The sequence below is a fragment of the Streptomyces sp. YS415 genome, assembly GCF_023544665.1.
Taxonomy (GTDB): domain Bacteria; phylum Actinomycetota; class Actinomycetes; order Streptomycetales; family Streptomycetaceae; genus Streptomyces.
The window spans coordinates 257863-283550 of record NZ_JAMJFL010000001.1 but is presented as its reverse complement, the minus strand read 5'-3'; the positions used below and the strand labels follow the sequence as shown (position 1 = coordinate 283550).

21 protein-coding genes are annotated in these 25688 nt (G+C 70.9%); 1 reads left to right on the top strand and 20 read right to left on the bottom strand.

What is annotated here, in order from left to right; genetic code table 11:
* Positions 1–21: 21 nt before the first annotated feature.
* From M8H82_RS01265 to M8H82_RS01250, 4 genes are all read right to left on the bottom strand, one after another.
* The gene (locus M8H82_RS01265; RefSeq protein ID WP_250070387.1) at positions 22–492 is read right to left on the bottom strand and encodes a GNAT family N-acetyltransferase; all 471 of its coding nucleotides are present in this window, start codon (positions 490–492) and stop codon (positions 22–24) included.
* Entirely contained in the window at positions 489–1433 is a 945-nt protein-coding gene (locus tag M8H82_RS01260; RefSeq protein ID WP_250070386.1) for an RluA family pseudouridine synthase, read from the bottom strand. Before M8H82_RS01260 ends, M8H82_RS01265 begins: the two co-directional genes overlap by 4 nt.
* Positions 1434–1476: 43 nt before the next feature.
* Complete coding sequence (gene lspA, locus M8H82_RS01255) at positions 1477–2076, bottom strand: signal peptidase II (protein WP_250070385.1); 600 nt, start codon at positions 2074–2076, stop codon at positions 1477–1479.
* 61 nt (positions 2077–2137) lie between these two features.
* Complete coding sequence (locus M8H82_RS01250; RefSeq protein WP_374211611.1) at positions 2138–3688, bottom strand: TraR/DksA C4-type zinc finger protein; 1551 nt, start codon at positions 3686–3688, stop codon at positions 2138–2140.
* 598 nt (positions 3689–4286) lie between these two features.
* Between M8H82_RS01250 and ileS the strand changes: the two genes are divergently transcribed.
* Positions 4287–7433, top strand: coding sequence for an isoleucine--tRNA ligase (gene ileS / locus M8H82_RS01245; protein ID WP_250070384.1), 3147 nt, complete (start codon positions 4287–4289; stop codon positions 7431–7433).
* A 153-nt stretch (positions 7434–7586) separates the two neighbouring features.
* Here ileS and M8H82_RS01240 read toward each other — a convergent pair whose 3' ends face one another.
* The 16 genes from M8H82_RS01240 to rsmH form a co-directional block, all read right to left on the bottom strand.
* Positions 7587–8789 carry a DivIVA domain-containing protein gene (locus tag M8H82_RS01240; RefSeq protein ID WP_250070383.1) on the bottom strand — a complete coding sequence of 401 codons (1203 nt, stop codon included), beginning with the start codon at positions 8787–8789 and terminating at the stop codon, positions 7587–7589.
* A gap of 53 nt (positions 8790–8842) precedes the next feature.
* Entirely contained in the window at positions 8843–9127 is a 285-nt protein-coding gene (locus M8H82_RS01235) for a YggT family protein (protein WP_007448661.1), read from the bottom strand.
* A gap of 83 nt (positions 9128–9210) precedes the next feature.
* Positions 9211–9852 carry a cell division protein SepF gene (locus M8H82_RS01230; RefSeq protein ID WP_250070382.1) on the bottom strand — a complete coding sequence of 214 codons (642 nt, stop codon included), beginning with the start codon at positions 9850–9852 and terminating at the stop codon, positions 9211–9213.
* A gap of 129 nt (positions 9853–9981) precedes the next feature.
* On the bottom strand, positions 9982–10701 hold the full coding sequence (locus M8H82_RS01225) for a YggS family pyridoxal phosphate-dependent enzyme (RefSeq protein ID WP_250070381.1): 720 nt from the start codon (positions 10699–10701) through the stop codon (positions 9982–9984).
* A gap of 4 nt (positions 10702–10705) precedes the next feature.
* Positions 10706–11434 (bottom strand): peptidoglycan editing factor PgeF, encoded by a 729-nt coding sequence (gene pgeF, locus M8H82_RS01220; protein ID WP_250070380.1) that lies wholly within the window; start codon positions 11432–11434, stop codon positions 10706–10708.
* On the bottom strand, positions 11431–12621 hold the full coding sequence (gene ftsZ, locus M8H82_RS01215) for a cell division protein FtsZ (RefSeq protein WP_250070379.1): 1191 nt from the start codon (positions 12619–12621) through the stop codon (positions 11431–11433). The genes pgeF and ftsZ overlap by 4 nt, the downstream gene beginning before the upstream one ends.
* A 278-nt stretch (positions 12622–12899) precedes the next feature.
* Positions 12900–13694 (bottom strand): FtsQ-type POTRA domain-containing protein, encoded by a 795-nt coding sequence (locus M8H82_RS01210; RefSeq protein WP_250070378.1) that lies wholly within the window; start codon positions 13692–13694, stop codon positions 12900–12902.
* A gap of 25 nt (positions 13695–13719) precedes the next feature.
* Positions 13720–14811 carry an undecaprenyldiphospho-muramoylpentapeptide beta-N-acetylglucosaminyltransferase gene (murG, locus tag M8H82_RS01205; RefSeq protein WP_250070377.1) on the bottom strand — a complete coding sequence of 364 codons (1092 nt, stop codon included), beginning with the start codon at positions 14809–14811 and terminating at the stop codon, positions 13720–13722.
* A 6-nt stretch (positions 14812–14817) separates the two neighbouring features.
* Positions 14818–16179 carry a putative lipid II flippase FtsW gene (ftsW, locus tag M8H82_RS01200; protein ID WP_250070376.1) on the bottom strand — a complete coding sequence of 454 codons (1362 nt, stop codon included), beginning with the start codon at positions 16177–16179 and terminating at the stop codon, positions 14818–14820.
* 97 nt (positions 16180–16276) lie between these two features.
* Entirely contained in the window at positions 16277–17716 is a 1440-nt protein-coding gene (murD, locus tag M8H82_RS01195) for a UDP-N-acetylmuramoyl-L-alanine--D-glutamate ligase (protein ID WP_250070375.1), read from the bottom strand.
* Positions 17698–18771 carry a phospho-N-acetylmuramoyl-pentapeptide-transferase gene (gene mraY / locus M8H82_RS01190; protein ID WP_250070374.1) on the bottom strand — a complete coding sequence of 358 codons (1074 nt, stop codon included), beginning with the start codon at positions 18769–18771 and terminating at the stop codon, positions 17698–17700. The genes murD and mraY overlap by 19 nt, the downstream gene beginning before the upstream one ends.
* Positions 18768–20183 carry a UDP-N-acetylmuramoyl-tripeptide--D-alanyl-D-alanine ligase gene (gene murF / locus M8H82_RS01185; protein WP_250070373.1) on the bottom strand — a complete coding sequence of 472 codons (1416 nt, stop codon included), beginning with the start codon at positions 20181–20183 and terminating at the stop codon, positions 18768–18770. The genes mraY and murF overlap by 4 nt, the downstream gene beginning before the upstream one ends.
* Before the next feature lie 4 nt (positions 20184–20187).
* The gene (locus M8H82_RS01180) at positions 20188–21708 is read right to left on the bottom strand and encodes a UDP-N-acetylmuramoyl-L-alanyl-D-glutamate--2,6-diaminopimelate ligase (protein ID WP_250070372.1); all 1521 of its coding nucleotides are present in this window, start codon (positions 21706–21708) and stop codon (positions 20188–20190) included.
* Between the two features lie 163 nt (positions 21709–21871).
* Positions 21872–23830: a penicillin-binding protein 2 gene (locus M8H82_RS01175; RefSeq protein WP_250070371.1), complete on the bottom strand. Its 1959-nt coding sequence runs from the start codon at positions 23828–23830 to the stop codon at positions 21872–21874.
* Between the two features lie 7 nt (positions 23831–23837).
* Positions 23838–24296: a septum formation initiator family protein gene (locus M8H82_RS01170; RefSeq protein WP_250070370.1), complete on the bottom strand. Its 459-nt coding sequence runs from the start codon at positions 24294–24296 to the stop codon at positions 23838–23840.
* Between the two features lie 21 nt (positions 24297–24317).
* Complete coding sequence (gene rsmH, locus M8H82_RS01165) at positions 24318–25274, bottom strand: 16S rRNA (cytosine(1402)-N(4))-methyltransferase RsmH (RefSeq protein WP_250070369.1); 957 nt, start codon at positions 25272–25274, stop codon at positions 24318–24320.
* Positions 25275–25688 lie beyond the last annotated feature (414 nt).

The window sequence follows — 25688 nt, the reverse complement described above, 5'->3', positions numbered from 1 at the left end:
CCAGCGCTTTCGGGCCGGTGACTACACCGCGCGCCGCATCGCCCGGTGCGCGATCCCCGCGTCGGCGAACTCGGGCCCGTACGCCTCGTACCCCAGCCGCTCGTAGAACCCCAGCGCCTGGGTCTGGGCGTGCAGATCCACCGCCCGCAGTCCCCGCGCGCGTGCCGCGTCCTCGATGGCCCGCACCAGCGCCACCCCGACGCCCAGACCGCGCGCCGCCTTGGTCACCGCGAGCCGCCCGAGCGAGCCCACGGACGGGTCGCCGCCGACCTTCGCCGCGGCGGCCTCGCCGAACAGCAGGCGCCCGGCCCCGATCGGCAGCCCGTCCGCCCGCACGGCCAGCACATGCACCGCTACGGCGTCGTAGGCGTCGTACTCCACCTCCTCGGGCACCCCCTGCTCGCCGACGAAGACCTCCCGGCGCACCGCGAAGCACGCCTCGCGGTCGGCGGCCTCGGAGGCGACGCGCACGGCGTAGGGCTCGGGGGTCATGCGTAGGTCTCCTCGCGCACCTTGTCCAGGGCCTGCTGAAGGTCGTCGGGGTACTCGCAGGAGAACTCCGCCCACTGCCCGTCCCCGGGGTGCTCGAAGCCGAGCCGGACCGCGTGCAGCCACTGCCGGGTCAGCCCCAGGCGCTTGGCGAGGGTGGGGTCGGCGCCGTAGGTCAGGTCGCCGACGCAGGGGTGCCGGTGGGCGGCCATGTGGACGCGGATCTGGTGGGTGCGGCCGGTCTCCAGCTTCACGTCGAGCAGGGAGGCCGCGCGGAACGCCTCGATGAGGTCGTAGTGCGTGACGGACGCCTTGCCCTCGGCCGTGACCGCCCACTTGTAGTCGTGGTTGGGGTGCCGGCCGATGGGGGCGTCGATGGTGCCGCTGGTCGGGTCGGGGTGCCCCTGGACCAGCGTGTGGTAGCGCTTGTCGACCGTGCGCTCCTTGAACTGGCGCTTGAGCGAGGTGTACGCGCGCTCGGACTTGGCGACGACCATCAGCCCCGACGTACCGACGTCGAGCCGGTGCACGATGCCCTGCCGCTCGGCGGCACCGGACGTCGAGATCCGGTACCCGGCGGCGGCGAGACCGCCGATCACGGTCGTCCCGGTCCAGCCCGGCGACGGATGCGCGGCGACGCCCACCGGCTTGACGATCACGACCACGTCGTCGTCGTCGTGCACGATCTCCATGCCTTCGACCGGCTCGGCCACCACCTGCACCGGCGCGGGCGCCTGCGGCATCTCGACCTCCAGCCAGGCGCCGCCGCTCACCCGCTCGGACTTGCCGACCACCGTGCCGTCGACGAGCACCTTGCCCGCCGCGGCGAGCTCCGCGGCCTTGGTACGGGAAAAGCCGAACATGCGGGAGATGGCGGCGTCGACGCGCTCGCCCTCCAGGCCGTCCGGCACGGGCAGGGTACGGATCTCGGGAATCGTGCTCACCCGTCGAGTATGCCGGACGGGTGAGACAGTCCCGACCGCGCGCTCAGTCCTTGTGGACGGTGCCGTCCGGGTCGAGGCCCTTGAAGGACAGCAGCACGATCAGGATGCCGCCGCACACGATCGCCGAGTCCGCGAGGTTGAACACGGCGAAGTGCTTGGGCGCGATGAAGTCCACGACCGCGCCCTCGAAGACACCCGGCGAGCGGAAGATCCGGTCGGTGAGATTGCCCAGCGCCCCGCCCAGCAGCATGCCCAGCGCGATGGCCCAGGGCAGGCTGTAGAGCTTGCGGGCGAGCCGGGCGATCACCACGATCACGGCCGCCGCGATCACCGTGAAGATCACGGTGAAGGCCTCGCCGAAGCCGAAGGCGGCGCCGGCGTTGCGGATCGCCTCGAACCTCAGCCAGTCCCCGATGATCTCGACGGGCTCGTGGTGCTCCAGCTTCGCCACCACGATCATCTTGCTGATCAGGTCGAGGGCGTACGCGACCGCGGCCACCGCGAACAGCACGGCGATCCGCCGCTTGCCCCTGGACCGCGCCGCGCCGCCGTCCTGCTCCTGCGCACCGGACGACTGCTCCGGCTCGGCCTCAGCCCCGTCCGGGGATTCCGGCGTACCGATGACGCGCTCCGCCTCTGCCACGTGAGTCCCTCAACCTAGGTACCTGACTGAGGACGAGGGTACGGCACGCCCGACCGGGCCCTCAGTACCGGCGTTCCTGCTTCTGCTTGCACTCCACGCACAGCGTCGCGCGCGGGAAGGCCTGCATACGGGCCTTGCCGATCGCCTTGCCGCAGTTCTCGCACAGACCGTAGGTGCCCGCGTCCAGCCGCTCCATGGCGCGCTCGGTCTGGGTGAGCATCTCCCGCGCGTTGGCGGCGAGCGCCAGCTGGTTCTCCCGCGTGATGTTCTTCGTGCCGGTGTCGGCCTGGTCGTCGCCGGCGCCGTCCCCGGAGTCACGCATCAGTCCGGCGAGCGCCTGCTCGGAGGAGGTGAGCTCGTTCCTGAGCCGCTCCCCCTCGGTCAGCAGCTCGGTGCGCGCCTCCTCGACCTCCTCCGGGGTCCAGGGGTCCTCACCGGGGCGCACCGCGAGCTCGCCGGGCTCCGCCGCGGCGACCCGCGCCTTGGGAACGGCGGTCGTGGCCGCCGTGGCCGTGCCAGGAGTCTTCTTCGCAACCACTGTCGTGGCTCCCGTCTGCTCCGCGGCCTCGGCCGCGCCCGCCTTCTTGGCCGTACTCTTCCTGGCCGCGCTCCTCTTGGAGCTGCCCTCGGCGCCCGCACCCGCGGCACGCTCCCGACCTGCGACCTCCCCACCGGCGCCCCCCTGAACGGCAGCCCCGGCCCCCTCCTCCCCCACCGCAGCCTTCCCGCCGACACCCTTCCCAGCCACAACTTCCCCAGCCGGCACCTTCTCCGCCGCGGACTTCCCGCCGGCACTCCTCCCGGCCACAACGTCCCCGGCCGGTGCCTTCGCCGCGGACTTCCCAGCCACGGCTTCCCCAGCCGACGCCTTATCCGCCGCAGCCTTCCCGCCGGCCCTCTTCCCGGCCGACACCTTCCTGGCCGACGCCACCTCGGCCACCGCCTCTTCGGCCACGGTCCCCTCGGCCGCGGTCTTCTTCGCTACGGCCTTCTTGCCGGCCGTCTTCTTCGCCGTCGCCTTCTTGGCCGCCGTCTTCTTCACGGCGGTCTTCCTCGCGGCCGCCTTCTTGGCCGCCGGTCTCTCCGGCGCCCCCTCACCCGCCGTCTTCCCGGCAGCCGCTCCCTCCTGGCGCGCCGTCTTCCCCGCAGCCGCGCCCTCCTGGCCCCCCGTCTTCCCGGCAGCCGCCTTTTCCTCACCCGCCGTCTTCCCCGCACCCGCCGTCTTCCGCGCAGCCGCCCCCTCCTCGGCCACCCCCTCCTCGGCCGTCCGCTCCTCGGCCGTCCGGTCCTCGGCCGCCCGCATCTCCGGCGCCGCCCGCGAAGTCGTCGCCCTCTTGGCGGCCGTCTTCTTGGCGGCCGTCTTCTCGGCGGCGCTCTTCCTGGCCGTGCTCTTCGTCGCCACGGCCTTCTTCGCGGCTTTCTTCCCCTCCGGGCCCGTGCCCTCGTCGGCGCCGTCCCCCCGCACCGTCCTCACCGGCTTGGGAGCCTCCCCGGACCGCCCGGCGGACGCCCCCCGCGTGCTCTTCTTCCCGTTCACATCCTTGGCCGCACCGCCGGAGGCTCCCGTGGCCCTGCCGGACGCCGACTGCTGTACGGCGGTCTTCTTCGCCACCATGGCCGCGGCCCCTTCACATATTGTGATCTTGCTCGCGAATCGTGCTGGGACGATAAATCGACTTGAGTCCCGCGGCAATGGGGCACACCGCCCGATTCGCCCGCCTCGCGGATGCCGCGCGGCCGACCTGCATGCGTATTGCCCAGCTCCCCGCCGGGTAATCCGCCGGGCCGGGCGTCCCGGAACCCGAACCCGGGCACCTCGCCATTCGGGTCACCGCAGGCCACCCCCGGCCCCCGCCCCGGGACGCCGGAAAACCGGTCGGCCGCTGTCCTCGCGGCGCCGTACACTGGGCGCAGCGAGAAGCGTGGATGGGGACGAGTAGCGGCGTACGCAGCCCAGAGCGACCCGGGGACGGTGGAAGCCCGGGGGCGAGCGCGACGTGAAGATCACCCCGGAGCCGCCGGAAGAACGCCCCGCAAGGGCCAGTAGACCCGGCATCGCGACCCCAATGAGGGGGCTCACCGAGGCACACCACGCGTCGGCGGGCCAAGGAGGGTGGTACCGCGGGAGCGCGCCGAAGACGGCGCAACGACAGACGTAGCTCTCGTCCCTCCGGACGGAAGGCAGCAAGTCCGCCGGAGGAAGCCCGCTGATGACACAGCCGACGTACCGCCAGGTGCCCGCCCAGGTCGACCTGCCCGCGCTCGAACACGCGGTGCTCGACTTCTGGCGCGAGCAGAAGATCTTCGCCAAGAGCCTGGAGCAGTCCGAGGGCCGCCCCGAGTGGGTGTTCTACGAGGGCCCGCCCACCGCCAATGGCATGCCGGGCGCCCACCACATCGAGGCCCGCGTCTTCAAGGACGTCTTCCCCCGCTTCCGCACCATGCGCGGCTACCACGTGGCCCGCAAGGCCGGCTGGGACTGCCACGGCCTCCCGGTGGAGCTGGCGGTCGAGAAGGAGCTCGGCTTCAGCGGCAAGAAGGACATCGAGGCGTTCGGCATCGCCGAGTTCAACGCCAAGTGCCGGGACTCCGTGCTGCGCCACACCGACGCCTTCGCCGAGCTGACGACCCGCATGGGCTACTGGGTCGACCTCGAAGAGGCCTACGTCACGATGGACCCCGAGTACATCGAGTCCGTCTGGTGGTCGCTGAAGGAGATCTTCAACAAGGGCCTGCTGGTCCAGGACCACCGGGTCGCGCCCTGGTGCCCGCGCTGCGGCACCGGCCTGTCCGACCACGAGCTGGCGCAGGGCTACGAGACGGTCGTCGACCCGTCCGTGTACGTCCGTTTCCCGCTCACCTCCGGTCCGCTGGCCGGCCAGGCCGCGCTGCTGGTCTGGACGACGACGCCCTGGACCCTCGTGTCCAACACGGCCGTGGCGGCCCACCCCGAGGTCAGCTACGTCGTCGCGACCAACGGCGAGGAGAAGCTCGTCGTCGCCGAGCCGCTCGTCGACAAGGCCCTTGGCGAGGGCTGGGAGACCACCGGCGAGTCCTTCACCGGCGCCGAGATGGAGCGCTGGACCTACCGGCGCCCCTTCGAGCTGATCGAATTCCCCGAGACCGACGGCGGAACCCACTACGTGGTCAACGCCGACTACGTCACCACCGAGGACGGCACGGGTCTGGTCCACCAGTCCCCCGCCTTCGGTGAGGACGACCTCAAGGTCTGCCGCGCCTACGGCCTGCCCGTGGTGAACCCCGTCCGCCCGGACGGCACCTTCGAGGAGGACGTCCCCCTGGTCGGCGGCGTCTTCTTCAAGAAGGCGGACGAAAAGCTCACCGAGGACCTGCAGCAGCGCGGCCTCCTCTTCCGGCACATCCCGTACGAGCACAGCTACCCGCACTGCTGGCGCTGCCACACCGCGCTCCTCTACTACGCGCAGCCGTCCTGGTACATCCGCACCACGGCGGTGAAGGACCGTCTCCTCCAGGAGAACGAGAACACCAACTGGTTCCCGGACACGGTCAAGCACGGCCGCTTCGGCGACTGGCTGAACAACAACATCGACTGGGCGCTGTCCCGCAACCGCTACTGGGGCACCCCGCTGCCGATCTGGCGCTGCGAGGAGGACCACCTCACGGTCGTCGGCTCCCGCGCGGAGCTCACCGAGCTGACCGGCACCGACCAGTCGGCCCTCGACCCGCACCGCCCGTTCATCGACGACGTCACCTTCGACTGCCCGCAGTGCGCCAGGACGGCCACGCGCGTTCCGGAGGTCATCGACGCCTGGTACGACTCGGGTTCGATGCCGTTCGCGCAGTGGGGCTACCCGTACAAGAACAAGGAACTGTTCGAGTCCCGCTACCCGGCACAGTTCATCAGCGAGGCCATCGACCAGACCCGCGGCTGGTTCTACACGCTGATGGCGGTCGGCACCCTCGTCTTCGACAAGTCCTCCTACGAGAACGTCGTCTGCCTCGGCCACATCCTCGCCGAGGACGGCCGCAAGATGTCCAAGCACCTGGGGAACATCCTCCAGCCGATCCCGCTGATGGACCAGCACGGCGCCGACGCGGTGCGCTGGTTCATGGCGGCCGGCGGCTCCCCGTGGGCGGCCCGCCGCGTGGGCCACGGCACGATCCAGGAGGTCGTCCGCAAGACCCTCCTCACGTACTGGAACACGGTGGCCTTCCAGGCCCTGTACGCCCGTACGTCGAACTGGGCGCCCTCCGCGGCGGATCCGGCCCCGGCCGACCGCCCGGTCCTGGACCGCTGGCTGCTGTCCGAACTCCACGCGCTCACCGACCAGGTGACCCAGTCCCTGGAGGCGTACGACACCCAGCGGGCCGGCAAGCTGCTCTCGGCGTTCGTCGACGACCTGTCGAACTGGTACGTCCGCCGCTCGCGGCGCCGCTTCTGGCAGGGCGACAAGGCCGCGCTGCGCACCCTGCACGAGGTCGTCGAGACGGTCACCAAGCTGATGGCCCCGCTGACCCCGTTCATCACCGAGCGGGTCTGGCAGGACCTGATCGTCCCGGTCGCCCCGGACGCGCCCGAGTCGGTGCACCTGGCCTCCTGGCCGGAGGCCGACCTCTCCGCGATCGACCCGGAGCTGTCGAAGCAGATGGTCCTGGTCCGCCGGCTCGTGGAGCTCGGCCGGGCCACGCGTGCGGAGTCGGGGGTCAAGACGCGGCAGCCGCTGCGGCGCGCGCTGGTCGCGGCGACCGGCTTCGGCGCCCTCAGCCCCGAGCTGCACACCCAGATCACCGAGGAGCTGAACGTCGAGTCGCTGGCGTCTCTCTCCGAGGTCGGCGGCAGCCTGGTGGACACCACCGCGAAGGCCAACTTCCGGGCCCTGGGCAAGCGGTTCGGCAAGCGCGTCCAGGACGTGGCGAAGGCCGTCGCGAACGCCGACGCGGCCGCGCTCTCGCTGGCCCTGCGCGAGGGCACGGCGTCGGTCGAGGTCGACGGTGAGACGATCGCCCTCGCCCCGGACGAGGTGATCATCACCGAGACCCCGCGCGAGGGCTGGTCGGTCGCCTCCGACTCGGGCGCGACGGTCGCCCTGGACCTGGAGATCACCGAGGAGCTGCGCCGCGCGGGCCTGGCCCGTGACGCGATCCGCCTGATCCAGGAGGCCCGCAAGAACAGCGGCCTCGACGTGGCCGACCGGATCGCCCTGCGCTGGACGGCGACGGACCCGGCGACGGTCGCGGCCCTGTCGGAGCACGCGGACCTCATCGCCGACGAGGTCCTGTCGACGGACTTCGCCCAGGGCGAGGCGGACGCCGGCTACGGCTCCGCCTTCACCGACGAGGGGCTGTCGCTGACGTTCCGCCTGCGCAAGGCGTAACCCGGCGCACAAGGGCCCGGTCCCCCCAGCGGGGGCCGGGCCCTTGCTCGTGCCCCGGAGCCGTCAACGCGAGTAAAAGGGGCGAGCCCCGGACCGTGAGTCCGGGGCTCGCCCCTTTGAACGCTGCCGACGCCTAAGGCGTACTACTGGCCGTCAGTTGTCGTCCTCGTCGATCAGGAACCCGCGCATCGGCGAGGGAGCCTGACCCATCGGGGACGGGCCCTGCGGACGGACCGGAGCCATCGGCTGGGTCATCGCGGGGGACATCTGCTGCTGGCCGCCGTAGGAGGGGCCGGCCTGGGACGGGCCGCCGCCCATGCCCTGGTTGCCGCCGTAGGACGGGGCGCTCGCACCGGCCGGAGCCATCGAAGGCGCCGGGGACGGCGGCAGCGAGGCGGCGGCCGGAGAGCGCGGCGGGGCCAGCGAGTCGTCGGCCTGGGTCTCCAGCTGACGCAGCTGCGACTCCAGGTAGGACTTCAGCCGCGTGCGGTACTCGCGCTCGAAGCCGCGCAGGTCCTCGACCTTGCGCTCCAGCGTGGCGCGAGCGGACTCCAGGGAGCCCATCGCGACGCGGTGCTTCTCCTGCGCGTCCCGCTCCAGGGCGTCGGCCTTGGCACGGGCGTCACGCTCGAGACCCTCGGCACGCGAACGCGCCTCGCCGACGATCTTGTTGGCCTCGGAACGGGCCTCGGCGATCGCCTGGTCGGCGGTCTGCTGGGCCAGCGAGAGGACACGGGCGGCGCTGTCGCCACCGGGGCCCTGACCGGGGCCGCCCATCGGACCGCCCATGGGGCCGCCCATCGGACCGCCCATCTGCTGCTGCATCTGGGGCTGGTGCTGGCCCATGGGACCGGGACCCTGACCCATCGGACCGGGGCCCTGCGGGCCACCCTGGCCGCCGGGACCGGCGGGCAGCTGCGGGGCACCGCTCGGCAGCTGGGGCGGGCCACCCATGGGGCCGCCCATCTGCTGCTGCGGCGGGCCCGATATGCCGGCCGGCACCGGGGCGCCCGGGCCTCGCATGCCCTGCTGCGGCATGCCGCCCTGCTGCATGCCACCCTGCTGGGGCATACCGCCCTGCTGCATGCCACCCTGCTGCGGCATACCGCCCTGCTGAGGCATACCCTGCTGCTGGTCCTGCGGTTCCGGAGGCTTGCGCATGTTCTGCTGGTTCTGCGCAGCAGCGCGCGTGGCCGCCGCCAGCTTGGCGCGCAGGTCCTCGTTCTCGCGGAGCAGGCGGGTCAGTTCGGCTTCGACCTCGTCGAGGAAGGCATCGACCTCGTCCTCGTCATAGCCTTCTCGGAGGCGGACGGTCGTGAACTGCTTGTTCCGCACGTCCTCGGGGGTCAACGGCATCTCTTCACCTCAACGTAGTCGTCGGCATTCGGCAAGACGGTAGTTCACATCGCTCACAGCCGGCTCACGATCGAGATCAGGATGTAGACGATGATCATCAGTACGAAGAAGGACAGGTCGAGCGCCACGCCCCCGAGACGCAGCGGCGGAATGAACCGCCGCAGAAGCTTGAGCGGTGGATCAGTGACAGTGTAGGTGGCCTCCAGAACGACCACCATCGCCTTGCCGGGTTGCCACGAGCGGGCGAACTGGAAGACATAGTCCATGACCAACCGGAAGATCAGCACGATGAGGAAGCACATCAGCGCGATATAGACGACATCCAGGACCACGCTCATGACCCTTGCTTCCCTCTCCCCATGTTCCGTGCTGCTGCGGTACTGCGTTGTGTTGCTCTGTACTGCTGATCCGGTTGTGCGTCTCAGCTCTGGTTGAAGAACCCGCCCTCTGCGATACGGGCCTTGTCCTCCGCCGTGACATCGACGTTAGCAGGCGACAACAGGAACACCTTCTGCGTCACCCGCTCGATGCTGCCGTGAAGACCAAACACCAAACCGGCCGCAAAGTCGACAAGTCGCTTCGCGTCTGTGTCATCCATCTCAGTCAGATTCATGATCACCGGGGTGCCCTCACGGAAGTGTTCCCCGATGGTACGGGCCTCGTTGTAGGTCCGCGGGTGAAGCGTGGTGATCCGGTAGGGCTCTCGTTCCGACACGACCTTGGGCATGATCACCGGTGCGTTCTTCTCCATGCTCTGACGTTCTTGTGTGATGGATGCCACGGGCGCGATACGCGCCGGACGCCCGGATTCCGCGCCCAGCGAAGCGGCGTGGGACACCGGTTCGCGCTGCACGGACGGCTGCACCACTCGTACCGATTCGTCCCTTTGGGACTGATGTGAGCCGTGCGACTGGTGTGACGGCTCGTGCCGCCGGTGGTCCCGCTCGGGCTCAGGGTCGAGTTCGGGTTCGAAGTCGTCGTCGGGATCAAAACCGCGGCCGTCGTACCCATCGTCCTCCACGAGGCCGAGGTAGACCGCCATCTTGCGCATCGCGCCGGCCATGCTCTGAGTCCTCCGCTCTGTGGTGGATCGGCTGACGACTGCCAAGTGCCCGCGATCCACGAGGTCGTTACGCCCGCTGTTCAGCGGTAATGACCATATTTTCTGCTGTGGTCCGACTTCCTGGCGACGTTACCCGAGCCTCGGGCGGACACCGAGTACCGCGGTACCGACGCGCACATGTGTCGCTCCGGCCGCCACGGCGTGTTCGAGGTCCGCACTCATACCTGCCGAGACCATGTTCGCAGCAGGATGAGCTCGCCGCAGGTCGGTCGACAAATCCATCAACCGCTCGAACGCCGCCAGTTCACGTCCCGCGTACTCTCCGGTCAAGGGTGCGACCGTCATCAGTCCGTCGACCCGCAGCCCCGGAGCCGCGGCGATCAGGTCGGCCAACTCCGCGATGCCGCCCGGCGCCACCCCGCCCCGCTCCCCCCGCTCGCGCTCACCGGCGTCGAGCGCGACCTGGATGAGACAGCCCACCTCGCGCTCCGCCCGTACCGCCTCCTTGGAGAGAGCCGTCACCAGCTTGGAGCGGTCGACGGACTGCACGAGATCCGCGTAACCGACCACGGATCGCACCTTGTTGGTCTGCAACTGCCCCACGAAATGCCAAGTAAGCGGCAGATCCGAGCACTCCGCCGCCTTCGGTGCCGCGTCCTGGTCCTTGTTCTCGGCGACATGGCGCACCCCGAGGTCCGACAGGATCCGCACATCGCTCGCGGGGTAGGTCTTGGTGACCACGATCAGGGTCACCTCCTCGCGCTTGCGCCCAGCGGCCACGCACGCCGCGGTGATGCGCTCCTCCACCTTCGCCAGATTCCCGGCGAGTTCGTCCTTGCGTTGCGTCATGCCCTCAGTCCAGCCAGACATAGCCCGCGAGCCGGCCCGTGGTCCGGTCGCGGCGGTACGAGAAGTGGTCGCCCGACTCGCGCGTGCACACCGGCGACTGCTCCCGGTCGCGCACCCCGAGCCGTTCGAGCTGCGCGTGCACCCCGGCGGTCACATCCACCGCGGGCGTACCCCAGCTCGTCTCGGCGTACGCCGCCGGTTCGACGGCACCGACCTCGGCGCGCATCTCCCGCGGCACCTCGTAGCACCGGCCGCAGACGGCCGGCCCGGTGCGGGCGACGATCCGGGACGGCTCGGCGCCCAGGTCCCTCATCGCGCGCACCGCGGCGGGGACGACTCCGGCGACCATGCCGGGCCGGCCGGCGTGGGCCGCCGCGACCACCTTGGCGACGGGGTCGGCGAGCAGGACGGGGGTGCAGTCGGCGGTGAGAACGGCGAGGGCCAGCCCCCGCTCGGCGGTGACGATCGCGTCGACCTCCGGCACCGGCCGGTCCTCCCAGGGACGGTCGACCACCACGACGTCGTTGCCGTGCACCTGGTTCATCCAGACGACCCGGTCCGCGTCGAGCCCGAGCGACTTGGCCGCCAGCTCCCGGTTGGTCCGTACGGCGCCGGGGTCGTCGCCGACCGCCCCGCCGAGGTTGAGCTCCTCGTACGGAACGGCGCTCACCCCGCCCCACCTGTCGGTGAAGGCGAAGTGCGCGCCGCTCACGGTGTCGCGCTGTCCTATCACTTCAGGAAGTCCGGCACATCCAGCTCCTCGGCCGCGCTGTCCGAGTAGGACCGGGACGGCGGGACCGGCGGGGCGACCGGGAGGTCGGCGGCCGGCTCGGGAGCGGGCGCCGGCTCCTCCTTCGGCGTGACGCTGCCGAGCGAGCCGAAGGACGGACGGCTCTCGGTCTGCCGTACCGGAGTGGGCTCCTCGCGCTTGGCCGAGGACGAGCCGAGGACGGTGTCCCGCTTGGAGGGCGGCTGGCCGCCGTCGAAGCCGGCCGCGATCACGGTGACCCGCACCTCGTCGCCGAGGGCGTCGTCGATCACCGCGCCGAAGATGATGTTGGCCTCGGGGTGGGCGGCCTCGCTGACCAGCTGGGCGGCCTCGTTGATCTCGAACAGGCCGAGGTCGGAGCCGCCGGAGATGGAGAGCAGCACGCCCCGGGCGCCGTCGATGGACGCCTCCAGCAGCGGCGAGGAGATCGCCATCTCGGCCGCGGCCACCGCGCGGTCGTCGCCGCGGGCCGAGCCGATGCCCATGAGGGCCGAACCGGCCTCGGACATGACCGACTTGACGTCGGCGAAGTCGAGGTTGATCAGGCCGGGCGTGGTGATGAGGTCGGTGATGCCCTGGACACCGGAGAGCAGGACCTGGTCGGCCGACTTGAAGGCGTCGAGCACCGAGACCTGGCGGTCCGAGATGGACAGCAGCCGGTCGTTCGGGATGACGATGAGGGTGTCGACCTCTTCGCGGAGCTCGGCGATGCCGTCCTCGGCCTGGTTCGCGCGGCGCCGCCCCTCAAAGGTGAACGGGCGGGTGACCACGCCGATGGTGAGGGCGCCGAGCGAGCGGGCGATGTTGGCCACGACGGGCGCGCCGCCGGTGCCGGTGCCGCCGCCTTCACCGGCCGTCACGAAGACCATGTCGGCCCCCTTGAGGACCTCCTCGATCTCCTCGCGGTGGTCCTCGGCGGCCTTGCGGCCGACGGCCGGGTTGGCGCCGGCGCCGAGTCCGCGGGTGAGTTCCCGGCCGACGTCGAGCTTGACGTCGGCGTCGCTCATCAACAGCGCCTGTGCGTCAGTGTTGATGGCGATGAACTCGACGCCCTTGAGACCGACCTCGATCATCCGGTTGATGGCATTGACACCACCGCCGCCGACACCGATGACTTTGATGACTGCGAGGTAGTTCTGCGGTGCTGCCACGTCGAAGGCCTCTCGCCTCGAGTTACGTGTCGCCGCCTCGCGGTTCCCCGCGATCCGACGACTGATGCCGAATGGGACGGTCCGTTTCGCCGACCCGAACCCTAACGTTGAAGTTTAGGGTTACCAGTGTGTCCGTTCCTTGAAGTCTTCTGAACAGGACACTAAGTCGACAAGTGGCGCCCGTTCAACGAACACGCCGAACCTCCCGTTTTTCTTTTCACCCTATGTGATCAGCCGTAGCAGTGCCCAACCAGGGTGCTGGCCTGCGCTGATGTGCGTCAACTCCCCGATGACGCAGGGGCGGTGGGAACGCCGACATCGAAGTGCCTCGCATCCGGCGAGGCTTTCATCAGGGCCAGGAGTGTGCGAGCCTTCGCCCCGCCCTTCTCGGCGCTGCCCCAGTCGACGGTACGTCCGTCTGCCAGCTCCAGCGAGATGTCGTCGTAGGAACGGACCTTGAGGGTCCGGGTGTCCCGCGCGACGGTGGCCGGAACGGCGCCGGCGACCCGGACCGCCTCGCGCACCAGACGGCCCTCGCCGAAGCGGCGCAGGCTGGCGGCGGCGGAACTGGACGGGGAAAGCGCCAATTCCAGTGCGGGAACGCCTTTCGGGGCGTCAGAAACTGTGGCGAAGCGGACACCTTTCCTGTCCACTTCGATGAAGTTCCCGCCCTTTCGCACCATCAGAACCGGGATCCGCTCGGTGACTTTCAGCCCGATTCCATGCGGCCAGGAACGGCCCACCTCCACGGTGTCGATGCGGGGCAGTTCCCGCTTCAGCCGGGCCTCGATGGCATCGGTGTCGACGGAGACCAACGGCGCCCCGACCGGGACGTCGGCGGCCTCGCGCACCTGCGCGGGCGTCAGCACCCGGGTCCCCGACACGCTCACGCGCTCCACGCGCAGCCAGCTCGACCCGTACAACGCCCAGACGCCGCCCGCCCCGAACAGCACGAGCGCGACGGCGAGGATGATGATCGTACGAAGCCGAGGGGGCCGCACCCGCCGGGCGGGAGGCGGGCCGGACGACTCCTGCTGACGTGCCCCGCGCTCGGCGGTCGTCGATCCGGCCACGCTTCCTGCCCTTCGTCATACGGTCCTAGCGCCGGTGCGAGGCGATCGCCTCGTACACCATGCCGACGAGCAGGTCGTCGGCGTCCCGGCGGCCGAACTCACCGGCGGCGCGGGACATCTCGTACAGCCGGTGCGGGTCGGCGAGCACGGGCAGCACGTTGTGCTGCACCCACTCGGGCGTGAGTTCCGCGTCGTCGACCAGCAGTCCGCCGCCGGCCTTGACCACCGGCTGGGCGTTCAGCCGCTGTTCGCCGTTGCCGATGGGCAGCGGGACATAGGCGGCCGGGAGCCCGACGGCGGAGAGTTCGGCGACGGTCATCGCGCCCGCGCGGCAGAGCATCATGTCGGCCGCCGCGTACGCGAGGTCCATCCGGTCCAGGTAACTTACCGGGATGTACGGGGGCATCCCCGGCATCTGGTGGACCTGCGGCAGTTCGTTCTTCGGGCCGACCGCGTGCAGGATCTGGATTCCGGCCTGCTGGAGCCAGGGCGCGACCTGCTGGACGACCTCGTTCAGCCGCCTGGCGCCCTGGGAGCCGCCGGTGACCAGCAGGGTCGGCAGGTTCGGGTCGAGCCCGAAGGCGGCGCGGGCCTCGGGGCGCACGGCGGCCCGGTCCAGGGTGGCGATGGAGCGGCGCAGCGGGATGCCGATGTAGCGGGCGCCGCGCAGCTTGCTGTCCGGGGTGGAGACGGCGACCTGGGCGGCGTACCGCGAGCCGATCTTGTTGGCCAGGCCCGGCCGGGCGTTCGCCTCGTGGATGACGATCGGCACGCCGAGCCGCTTGGCGGCCAGATAGCCGGGCAGCGCCACATAGCCGCCGAAGCCGACGACACAGTCCGCCTTGGTGCGCTCCAGGATCTGCTCGGCGGCCTTGATCGTGCCGCGCAGCCGGCCCGGGACGGTGATCAGCTCGGGGGTCGGCTTGCGCGGCAGCGGTACGGCCGGGATCAGCGCCAGCTCGTAACCGCGCTGCGGGACGAGCTGGGTCTCCAGACCGCGCTCCGTGCCCAGGGCCGTGATCCCCACGGTCGGGTCCTGCCTGCGCAGGGCGTCCGCGAGGGCGAGCGCGGGCTCGATGTGGCCCGCGGTTCCTCCGCCGGCGAGTACGACATGCACCGAAATTCACCGCTCTCCGGACGAACGCGCCGCCGAGGCGCGCCGTCGCATCGTGTTCCATCTCCGGGACTCCCTGGTCGCAGCGAAGCCCCCGGCACCCCGCTTTCTACCAAAGCGGGGTTGCCGCATCGAAAGCGCCGCCCGCGCAGCGGGCTCGTCGCGTGCGAAGGCGATCAGCAGCCCGATGGCGAACATGGTCGGCAGCAGGGCGGATCCTCCGTAGGAGAACAGCGGGAGGGGGACACCGGCGATCGGCAGCAGACCGAGCACCGCACCGATGTTGATCACCGCCTGAGCGGTGATCCAGGTGGTCACGCCTCCCGCGGCATACCTGACGAAGGGGTCCTCCGTGCGTCCGGCCACGCGGATACCCGCATAGCCTAGAGCCGCGAAGAGGGCGAGCACCGACAGCGTCCCCGCCAGGCCCAGTTCCTCACCGGTGACGGCGAAGATGAAGTCGGTGTGGGCTTCGGGGAGTTGCCCCCATTTCTCCACGCTCGCGCCGAGCCCGGATCCGAAGATTCCGCCGGACGCGAGGGCGTAGATGCCGTGCACAGCCTGCCAGCAGCTGTCCCCCGGGCCGGGGTCGGTGGCGCCGATGCACTGCAGGCGGGCCATCCGGTTCGGGCTGGTCTTGATGAGGATCAGGCCGAGCAGACCGGCGATCGACAGCACCCCCACGAACAGCCGGGTGGGCGCTCCCGCCAGCCACAACAGCCCGAACAGGATCGCCGTCAGGATGATCGCCGTACCCATGTCGCCGCCGAGCATGATCAGCCCGAGCAGCATGAAGGCGACCGGGACCAGTGGCACCAGCATGTGCTTCCACTGGGTCAGCAGCTTCTTGTCCTGCTTGCGGGCCAGCAGATCGGCGCCCCACAGCACCAGGGCGAGCTTGCCGAACTCGCTGGGCTGGAGCAGGAAGGGGCCGCCGACGGAGATCCAGTTCTGGTTGCCGTTGACCGAGACTCCTATCCCCGGCACCTGCACCAGCGCCATCAGGAAGACGGCACCCGCGATGATCGGGTAGGCCAGCGCCCGGTGCAGCTTGACCGGCATCCGGGAGGCGGCGAACAGCAGTCCGGCGCCGATGGCCGCGGCCAGCAGCTGCTTGCGGAAGAAGTACGAGCCGGGCAGCGACATCTGCAGCGCCTTGATCTGGGAGGCCGAGTAGACCATCACCAGACCCAGCACGGTGATCAGCAGACTGCCGCCCAGGATCAGGTAGTACGCCGTCAGCGGCCGGTCCCAGGCCTTCTTGGCGCGCGTGTAGAGCTGCAGGAGGGGGTTCTCGCGCGGGGGCCGGGGAGCGAGGGGGCCCCGGACGGCTCGCTGGGCCGGCGGGCGGCCCGTACGGCTACTGGGCATCACCGGCTCCTCGCACGCACCCACCGAACCCGAGCCACATCCGAGTCACCGTCCCTCCAAGGGTCCCGATGCACCCTAGGCTGCCGGGACCTCGCCGTCAGGCGCCGGCTCCGAGTTCGCGGACCGCCTCCGCGAACGCGTCACCGCGCTTGTTGTAGTTGGCGAACATGTCCATCGAGGCGCAGGCCGGGGCCAGCAGCACCGTGTCGCCCGCGGTGGCGAGCCGCCGGGCCTCCTGGACAGCCGCGAGCATCGCCCCAGTGTCGGTCCGGTCGAGGTCCACGACCGGTACTTCCGGGGCGTGTCGCGTGAGGGCTTCGCGGATCAGCGCCCGGTCGGCGCCGATCAGGACGACCCCGCGCAGCCGCTTCGCCGACTGGGCGACCAGCTCATCGAAGGTGGCGCCCTTGGCCAGTCCGCCCGCGATCCACACGATCGACTCGTAGGCGGCCAACGAGGCTTGCGCCGCGTGGGTGTTGGTGGCCTTGGAGTCGTCGACGTAGGCGACCCCGTCGACGTCCGCCACATGCGCGATGCGGTGGGCGTCCGGGGTGAAGGCGCGCAGGCCGTCGCGTACGGCCCCGGCGGGCACGCCGAAGGCGCGGGCGAGGGCCGCCGCCGCAAGGGCGTTGGCGATGTTGTGCGGGGCCGGCGGGGTGACGTCGGAGACCTCGGCGAGCTCCTGGGCGTTCTTCTGCCGGTTCTCCACGAAGGCGCGGTCGACCAGGATTCCCTCGACGACGCCGAGTTGGGACGGGCCCGGGGTGCCGAGGGTGAAGCCGATGGCCCGGCAGCCCTCCTCGACGTCCGCCTCGCGCACCAGGTCCTCGGTCGCCTTGTCGGCGGCGTTGTAGACACAGGCGACGCGATTGCCCTCGTAGATACGGCCCTTGTCGGCGGCGTACGCCTCCATGGAGCCGTGCCAGTCGAGGTGGTCGGGGGCGAGGTTCAGTACGGCGGCCGAGTGGGCGCGCAGGGAGGGCGCCCAGTGGAGCTGGTAGCTGGACAGCTCCACGGCGAGGACGTCGTACTCCTCGTCGCCGAGGACCGCGTCCAGCAGGGAGACGCCGATGTTGCCGACGGCGGCCGTGCGCAGGCCTGCCGCCTTCAGGATGGAGGCGAGCATCTGGACCGTCGTGGTCTTGCCGTTGGTGCCGGTGACCGCGAGCCAGGGCGCGGCGTCAGGGCCGCGCAGCCGCCAGGCGAGTTCGACGTCGCCCCACACCGGGACGCCCGCCGCGGCGGCCGCCACGAACAGGGGCTTGTCCGGCTTCCAGCCGGGGGCGGTGACGATGAGTTCGGTGCCCTCGGGCAGGGTCGCGCCGTCGCCGAGGCGGACCGTGACGCCCAGCTCCTCCAGCCCCGCGGCCTGTTCACGCGCGCGTGCGTCGTCGCCGTCGTTGACGACGGTGACCCGCGCGCCCAGACCGTGCAGCACCTTGGCCGCCGGGATGCCGGAGACACCGAGCCCGGCGACGGTGACGTGCTTGCCCTGCCAGTCGGAGGACTCCGAGGAGGTCACTTTTCTGCTGCCCATCCCGCGTAGAAGAGACCCAGGCCGACGATCACACAGATGCCCTGGATGATCCAGAAGCGGACCACCACGAGTACCTCGGACCAGCCCTTGAGCTCGAAGTGGTGCTGCAGTGGCGCCATCCGGAAGACCCGCTTGCCGGTGAGCCGGAACGAGCCGACCTGGATGACCACCGACATGGTGATCAGGACGAACAGGCCGCCGAGGATGGCGAGCAGCAGCTCGGTGCGCGAGCAGATGGCGAGACCGGCGAGCACACCGCCGAGCGCCAGCGAACCGGTGTCACCCATGAAGATCTTGGCCGGCGAGGTGTTCCACCACAGGAAGCCCAGGCAGGCGCCCATCAGCGCGGCGGAGACCACGGCGAGGTCGAGCGGGTCGCGGACCTCGTAGCAGGCGCCCGGGTTGGTCAGCGTGTTCGCGTTGGCGCAGGACTCCTGGTACTGCCAGACACCGATGAACGTGTAGGCGCCGAAGACCAGTACGGAGGCGCCGGTGGCCAGACCGTCCAGACCGTCGGTGAGGTTCACGCCGTTCGACATCGCGAGGATCATGAACAGCGCCCACACCACGAACAGCACCGGACCGATCGTCCAGCCGAAGTCCGTGATGAACGAAAGCTTCGTGGAGGCCGGGGTGTTGCCGCGGGCGTCGGCGAACTGCAGCGAGAGCACCGCGAAGGCGATACCGCCGAGCAGCTGCCCGGCCATCTTCGCCTTCGCCCGCAGACCCAGCGACCGCCGCTTGACGATCTTGATGTAGTCGTCGAGGAAGCCGACCAGGCCCATGCCGACCATCAGGCCGAGCACCAGCACACCGGAGTAGGTCGGCGGCTTGCCCGTGATGAGCTTCGACAGGAAGTACGCGGCGACCGTCGCCAGGATGAAGGCGATACCGCCCATGGTCGGCGTACCGCGCTTGCTGCCGTGCGTGCGCGGGCCGTCGTCCCGGATGTACTGGCCGTAGCCCTTGCGGGCGAGGAGTTTGATCAGCAGCGGGGTGCCGATCAGCGTCAGGAACAGACCAATGACTCCTGCGAACAGGATCTGCTTCATCATCGGGCGGAAACCTCACCCTCGGCACCGGTCTCGACGAGCGCCTGCGCCACGCTCTCGAGGCCGACCGACCGGGACGCCTTCACGAGTACGACGTCCCCCGGGCGCAACTCGCTGCGCAACAGGTCGACCGCCGCCTGTGCGTCGGACACGTGCACCGACTCCTCACCCCACGAACCCTCGTTATATGCGCCCAGTTGCAGCCAGGACGCTTCCCTGCCCCCGACCGCGACGAGCTTGCTGACGTTGAGCCGGACGGCGAGCCGTCCGACCGCGTCGTGCTCGGCGAGCGCCTCGTCCCCGAGCTCGGCCATCTTGCCGAGCACCGCCCACGTACGACGTCCCTTGCCCATCGCCGCGAGCGCGCGCAGGGCGGCTCGCATGGACTCGGGGTTCGCGTTGTAGGCGTCGTTGACGACCGTCACGCCGTCCGGGCGCTCGGTGACCTCCATCCGCCAGCGGGAGAGGGAGCCCGCCTCGGAGAGCGCGGTGGCGATCTCTTCCGCGGACATGCCCAGCTCGTGGGCGACGGCGGCCGCGGCGAGCGCGTTCGACACGTGGTGCTCACCGTACAGGCGCATGGTCACTTCGCTTGCACCGGAGGGTGTGCGAAGCAGGAAGGCGGGCTGTCCGCTGTCCGTGAGTCGTACGTTCTCGGCGCGTACGTCCGCTTCGTCGCACTCGCCGAAGAGGAGCACCTTCGCCTGTGTACGGGAGGCCATGGCCCGTACCAAGGGGTCGTCCGCGTTGAGGATCGCGGTCCCGCCGTCCTCCGCGGGCGGCAGTGACTCCACGAGTTCGCCCTTGGCCACCGCGATCTGCTCGCGGCCGCCGAACTCGCCGATGTGGGCGGAGCCGACGTTGAGGACGAGGCCGACCTTCGGGGGCGTCAGCTCGGTGAGGTAGCGGATGTGGCCGATGCCCCGGGCGCCCATCTCCAGCACCAGGAAGCGGGTTTCCTCGGTGGCGGACAGGGCGGTCAGCGGCAGCCCGATCTCGTTGTTGAGGGAGCCGGGCGTGAACACCGTGGGCGCCTTGCGCTGGAGCACCTGGGCGATCAGGTCCTTGGTGCTGGTCTTGCCCGCGGACCCGGTGAGGGCCACCAGGGTGGCGCCGAGCCGTCGTACGACGTGCCGGGCGAGGGCGCCGAGGGCGCTCTGGACGTCGTCCACGACGATCGCGGGCACGCCGACGGGCCGGGAGGCCAGCACGGCCGCCGCGCCCGCCCCGACGACCTGGGCCGCGAAGTCGTGGCCGTCGACCCGCTCGCCGGCGAAGGCGACGAAGAGGCTGCCGGGCTCCACCTCACGGGAGTCCCGGACGACCGGTCCGGTGACCTGTACCGACGGATCCGGTATGTCGTGCGTCTGCCCGCCGACGACTTCTGCGATCTCGGCGAGGGAGAGGGCGATCACAAGTTCATCCCTGGGTCTGCTGGATAGCTTCGCGAAGCACCTGGCGGTCGTCGAAGGGACGCACCACCCCGGCGATGTCCTGGCCCTGCTCATGGCCCTTGCCCGCGATCAGCACGGTGTCCCCGGGCCGGGCCCGGGCGACGGCGGCGGCGATGGCGGCGGCCCGGTCCTCGAAGACCTGGACCTCGCCGCGCTCGTGGGAGGGCACGGACGCCGCGCCCTCCAGCATGGTCGCGAGGATCGCGAGGGGGTCCTCGGAGCGGGGGTTGTCGGAGGTCAGTACGGCGGTGTCGGCGAGGCGGGCCGCGGCGGCGCCCATCGGCGCCCGCTTGGTCCGGTCCCGGTCGCCGCCGCAGCCGAGCACGATGTGCAGGCGACCGCTCGTCACCTTGCGCAGGGCCCGCAGCACGGATTCGACCGCGTCGGTCTTGTGGGCGTAGTCGACGACCGCGAGATAGGGCTGGCCCGCGTCGACCCGCTCCAGCCGGCCGGGCACGCCGGGGACGGCGGAGATGCCGTCGGCGGCGGACTGCGGGTCGAGGCCGGCCACCGCCAGGGCGACGATCGAGGCGAGGGTGTTGGCCACGTTGAACGGGCCGGCCAGCGGCGAACGGGCGTCGATCCGCTCGCCCTTCGGGCCGATCACCGTGAACGTCGAGTCCATGGGCCCGACCTGGACGTCCTCGGCGCGCCAGTCGGCGTCGGGGTTGCCCTCGGCGGAGAAGGTGACGACGGGGACCGTGGCTTCCTTGGTGAGCCTGCGGCCGTACTCGTCGTCGAGGTTGACGACCCCGAGCCGGCTGCGCCGCGGCGTGAACAGCTGCGCCTTGGCCCGGAAGTAGTCCTCCATGTCGGAGTGGAACTCCATGTGTTCCGGGCTGAGGTTGGTGAAGACGGCGATGTCGAAGACGCAGCCGTCGACCCGGCCGAGGACCAGCGCGTGGCTGGAGACCTCCATGGCGACCGCCTCGACACCGCGTTCGCGCATGACGGCGAAGAGGGCCTGGAGGTCGGTGGCCTCGGGGGTGGTGCGCTCGGACTTGATGCGCTCGTCGCCGATGCGCATCTCGACCGTGCCGATCAGGCCGGTGGAGCGGGCCGTCCTCAGGCCGCCCTCGACGAGATAGGCGGTGGTGGTCTTGCCGGAGGTACCGGTGATGCCGATCTGGAGCAGATCGCGGCCGGGGTGGCCGTAGATCGTGGCCGCCAGTTCGCCCATCCGTCCGCGCGGGTCGTCCACGACCAGCACGGGCAGGCCGGTCGCGGCGGCGCGTTCGGCGCCGGTCGGATCGGTGAGCACGGCGACCGCGCCGAGGCCGGCGGCCTGGGTGACGAAGTCGGCGCCGTGCAGGCGGGCGCCCGGCAGAGCGGCGTACAGGTCGCCGGGACGGACGGCCCGCGAGTCGTGGGTGATACCCGTGACCTCGGCGTCCTGACCCGGCCGCGCGGCACCCAGCTGGTCGGCGAGTTCCGCGAGGGGTGCGGCGGAGACCTGGACCGGCCTGGGCGGCCCGGGATATGTCACGGGTGCGCCCTTCTGGGTGATTTGGGACTGATCAGCGTGTGGCACGGCGGTGAGCGTACCGGGCCCACCCGCCTCGGAGCGAAGCGAGGCGGCGGAGGGTCCGTGGTTCCCGGGATCGGGGGTGATCGTTGTCACGAGGTGGTTCCTGGCTGCTCGGGGACGATCAGGGCGAGAAGGTGACCGGGAGCTTGGCGGCCGGGGCTCCGGTCGGCGGGACCTGGAGGGTCTTCAGGGCGAACTCCATGACTTGCTTGTAGACGGGCCCGCAGATCTGGCCGCCGAAGTAGTTGCCCTCGGTGGCGTTCTGGATGGCGCAGTAGACGGTGATCCGCGGCTGGTCGGCGGGCGCGAATCCGGCGAACGACGAGGTGTAGCCGCGGTACTTGCCGGTGGCCGGATCCACACGGTTGGCCGTACCGGTCTTGCCCGCGACCCGGTAGCCGGGGATGCGCGCCTTGGTGCCCGTGCCCTCGCGGTCGTCCACCACCGACTCCAGCATCCGGGCCAGGGTCTTCGCGGTCCTGGCGCTGACCACCCGTGTCTTCTCGGGCTTCTGGGCGGGGGTGAAGCGTCCGTCGGCCCCCTTGGTGCCGCGCACCAGGGTGGGTTCGACGCGTACGCCGCCGTTGGCGATGGTCGAGTAGACGGAGGCCGCCTGCATCGCGTTGATGGAGACGCCCTGGCCGAAAGGAATCGTGTACTGCTGCGAGGTCGACCACTGGTCCGGCGGGGCGAGGATGCCCTTGGTCTCGCCGGGGAAGCCGAGTCCGGTGTAGCTGCCGAGGCCGAACTTGCGCAGGTAGGAGTAGAGGACCTTGTTGGACTCCGGCTGCGTCCTGCCCAGTTGCCCGGTGGCCAGGATGGTGCCGATGTTGCTGGACTTGGCGAGCACGCCGTTGAGCGTGAGGTACCAGGTCTCGTGGTCGATGTCGTCCTTGAAGAGCCGGTCGCCGCGGTGCAGCCGGTTGGGCACGACGACATGCGTGCCGGGGGTGGCCACGCCCTCCTCCAGCACGGCGGCCATCGACATCACCTTGGCCGTCGAGCCGGGCTCGTAGGCGTCCTCCAGGCTCCAGTTGTGCAGGGAGGCGCCGTCGGCCTTGGAGAGGTCGTTGGGGTCGAAGCCGGGCGAGTTGGCCATGGCGAGGATCTCGCCGGTCCTGGTGTCCTGGACGATCACATAGCCGCGGTCGGCCTTGGACTCCTCCACCTGCTCGCTGATCGCGTTCTGCGCGGCCCACTGGATGTCGCGGTCGATGGTGAGCTCGACGTCGCTGCCGGGCACGGCGGGCGTCTCGGTGGAGCCGCCGGCGGTGGGCACCTGGCGGCCGCCGGACTGGGCGTAGCGGATCTTGCCGTCCTTGCCGGCCAGTTCCTTGTCGAACTGCTGCTCGACTCCGCCGCCGCCCTTGCCGTCGTAGTTGACCCAGCCCAGTATCCCGGCGGCGAGCTCGCCGTTGGGATACACCCGCTTGCTGCTGGCGACCGAGAAGACGCCGGCGAGGACGTTGGCCGTGCCGGGGTCGGTCTCCGCCTTGGTGGCGAGCGCGCTCTTGAGGTCCTTGATCTGCTTCCACACCTGCGGGGTCTGCCGCTTGGAGAGCAGGACGTACTGGCCCTTCGCCTTGAGCTTCTTGGTCAGCACCGCCTGGTCCTGGCCGAGGATCGGGGCGAGCAGCGCGGCGGCCTGCTCGGGCCCGTCACCGACCTTCAGCGACTTGCGCGTGAACAGGGTGGGGTCGGCGGTGATGTCGTACGCGTCCACGCTGGCCGCGAGGGCCACGCCGTTGCGGTCGGTGATGCCGCCGCGCTCGGCGGCCAGGGTGTAGCCGACGTACCGGTTCTTCTCGGCCTTGGCGGCGTAGGTGCCGGCGTCCACGGCCTGGACCTGGAGGAGGCGTACGACGAAGGCGATCAGGACGAGGGTCAGCGCCAGGCTGACCATGCGCAGCCGGGGGCGGGGGCTGCCCAGCCGGAGCGACGGGGCGGCCGCGGGGCGGAGCGCCGCCGGGCGGCGGGCGGGGCGGGCGCCGGGGCCCGGGACGCGTCGGCCGGCCGGGCGGCCGGGCCGTGCGGGCCCGGGCACCCGGCGGCGCGGCGGTTGCTTGCCTGAGTCGGCCACTCTTCCGTCACCTGCCGGGGATCGTGGGGGTCGGGGGCGGGGTCGCGAACGCCTCGGGCGCCAGGACCAGCGGATCCTGTACGGCCGTCTGGTGGACGTCGGCGGGGGCCGGGGCGGGGACGCCCCTGACCGTGCCGTCGGGGTCGAGGAAGGCGGGGTCGCCGCCCGGCACCATGCCGAGGTCACGGGCCCGGCGCTGGAGGGCCTCGGGGGCGGAGTAGGCGTCGACGTCCCGCTGGAGCGCCTGCTCCTCGTCGGTGAGGCTCTTGGTCTCCTTCTGGAGGTCGTCGAGCCGGAACGCGCCCTCGCTCAGGGCGGAGTTCAGCACCAGCAGCCCGATCAGACCGCCGCCGAGGAGCAGGACGACCAGGAGGACGAAGGGGGTGCGGGCGGCCTGCCCCCGTCCGGTCGGGAAGAGCCGCGCGAGCCGGGCGGCCCTGCCCCTCAGTTCGGGTTTCCTACTCACACGCCCTCCCGTGAGTACGGCTCACTCGACGTCCTTTCTGATGCGCTCCGCCCCGCGCAGCCGCGCCGGTGCCGCCCGGCGGTTCTCGGCGACCTCGTCCTCGGTGGGAAGTTCGGCACCGCGCGTGAGCAGCTTGAGCCGCGGCAGGTACTGCTCGGGGACGACGGGCAGACCGGGCGGCGCGGTGGTGGCGGCGCCGGCCGCGAAGACCTGCTTGACCAGCCGGTCCTCCAGCGAGTGGTACGACAGCACGGCGATCCGTCCGCCGACGTCGAGGGCCTTCACGGCGGCCGGCACGGCCCGTTCCAGCACGGAGAGCTCGCCGTTGACCTCGATGCGCAAGGCCTGGAAGGTGCGCTTGGCCGGGTTGCCGCCGGTGCGCTTGGCGGCCTGCGGCAGCGCGTCCCGGATCAGTTCCACGAGCCGGGCGCTGCGGGAGAAGGGCTCCTTGGCGCGCTCGCGCACGATGGCGGCCACGATCCGCTTGGCCTGCTTCTCCTCGCCGTACGCGCGCAGGATCCGGACGAGTTCCCCCGGCGGGTAGGTGTTGAGGACCTCGGCGGCGCTGACGCCGGTCGTCTGGTCCATGCGCATGTCCAGGGGCGCGTCCTGGGCGTAGGCGAAGCCGCGGTCGGCCTCGTCGAGCTGCATGGAGGAGACCCCGAGGTCGAACAGGACGCCCTGCACGCGCGCGAGGCCGAGCCGGTCGAGCACCTCGGGCAGTTCGTCGTAGACGGCGTGCACCAGGGTGGCCCGCTCACCGAAGGGGGCGAGTCGCTCGCCGGACAGGCGCAGGGCCTCCTTGTCCCGGTCCAGGGCGACGAGCCGGGCCTCGGGAAACCGCTGCAGGAGGGCCTCGCTGTGGCCGCCGAGTCCGAGGGTGCAGTCGACGACGACGGCTCCGGGGGCCTGGAGGGCGGGGGCCAACATGTCCAGGCACCGCTGGAGCATCACCGGGACATGTCGACTCTGGCTCAAGGGGCCCTCTCAGGTCCGGCGTGGCGGTACGCACCGGGCGGGGTCCCCGCCCTCCCCCGGTGGCGGGGGGCCTGCCGGCGCCAGGAGCGTCAGCCGGCCGGGAGCGGGAGGAGGCCGAGCCGTACGTACGCGCCGCGCACGTGGGGAGAATCTCCGGCGGGCGCGCCGGGTCCTACGGGAAGTTCGGTCCAGCGGGGAGGCCTCGCCTCCCGCTTCGCGTCACTTTAGTCCACCCTGTCTCGCGGTCAATCAACCGGCCTGCGCGGCGCGGCCCGGGGTCGGCGCGAAGCGGGACGAGGAGGGATTTCACTCCTACAGACGCGGTCGCGTCTGCCTTGTGGGTTACCTCACAACCGCTCTCATTGACGCTCTTTGTCCCCTCTCACAACGGGACGGAACAGGGGGTGACCATTA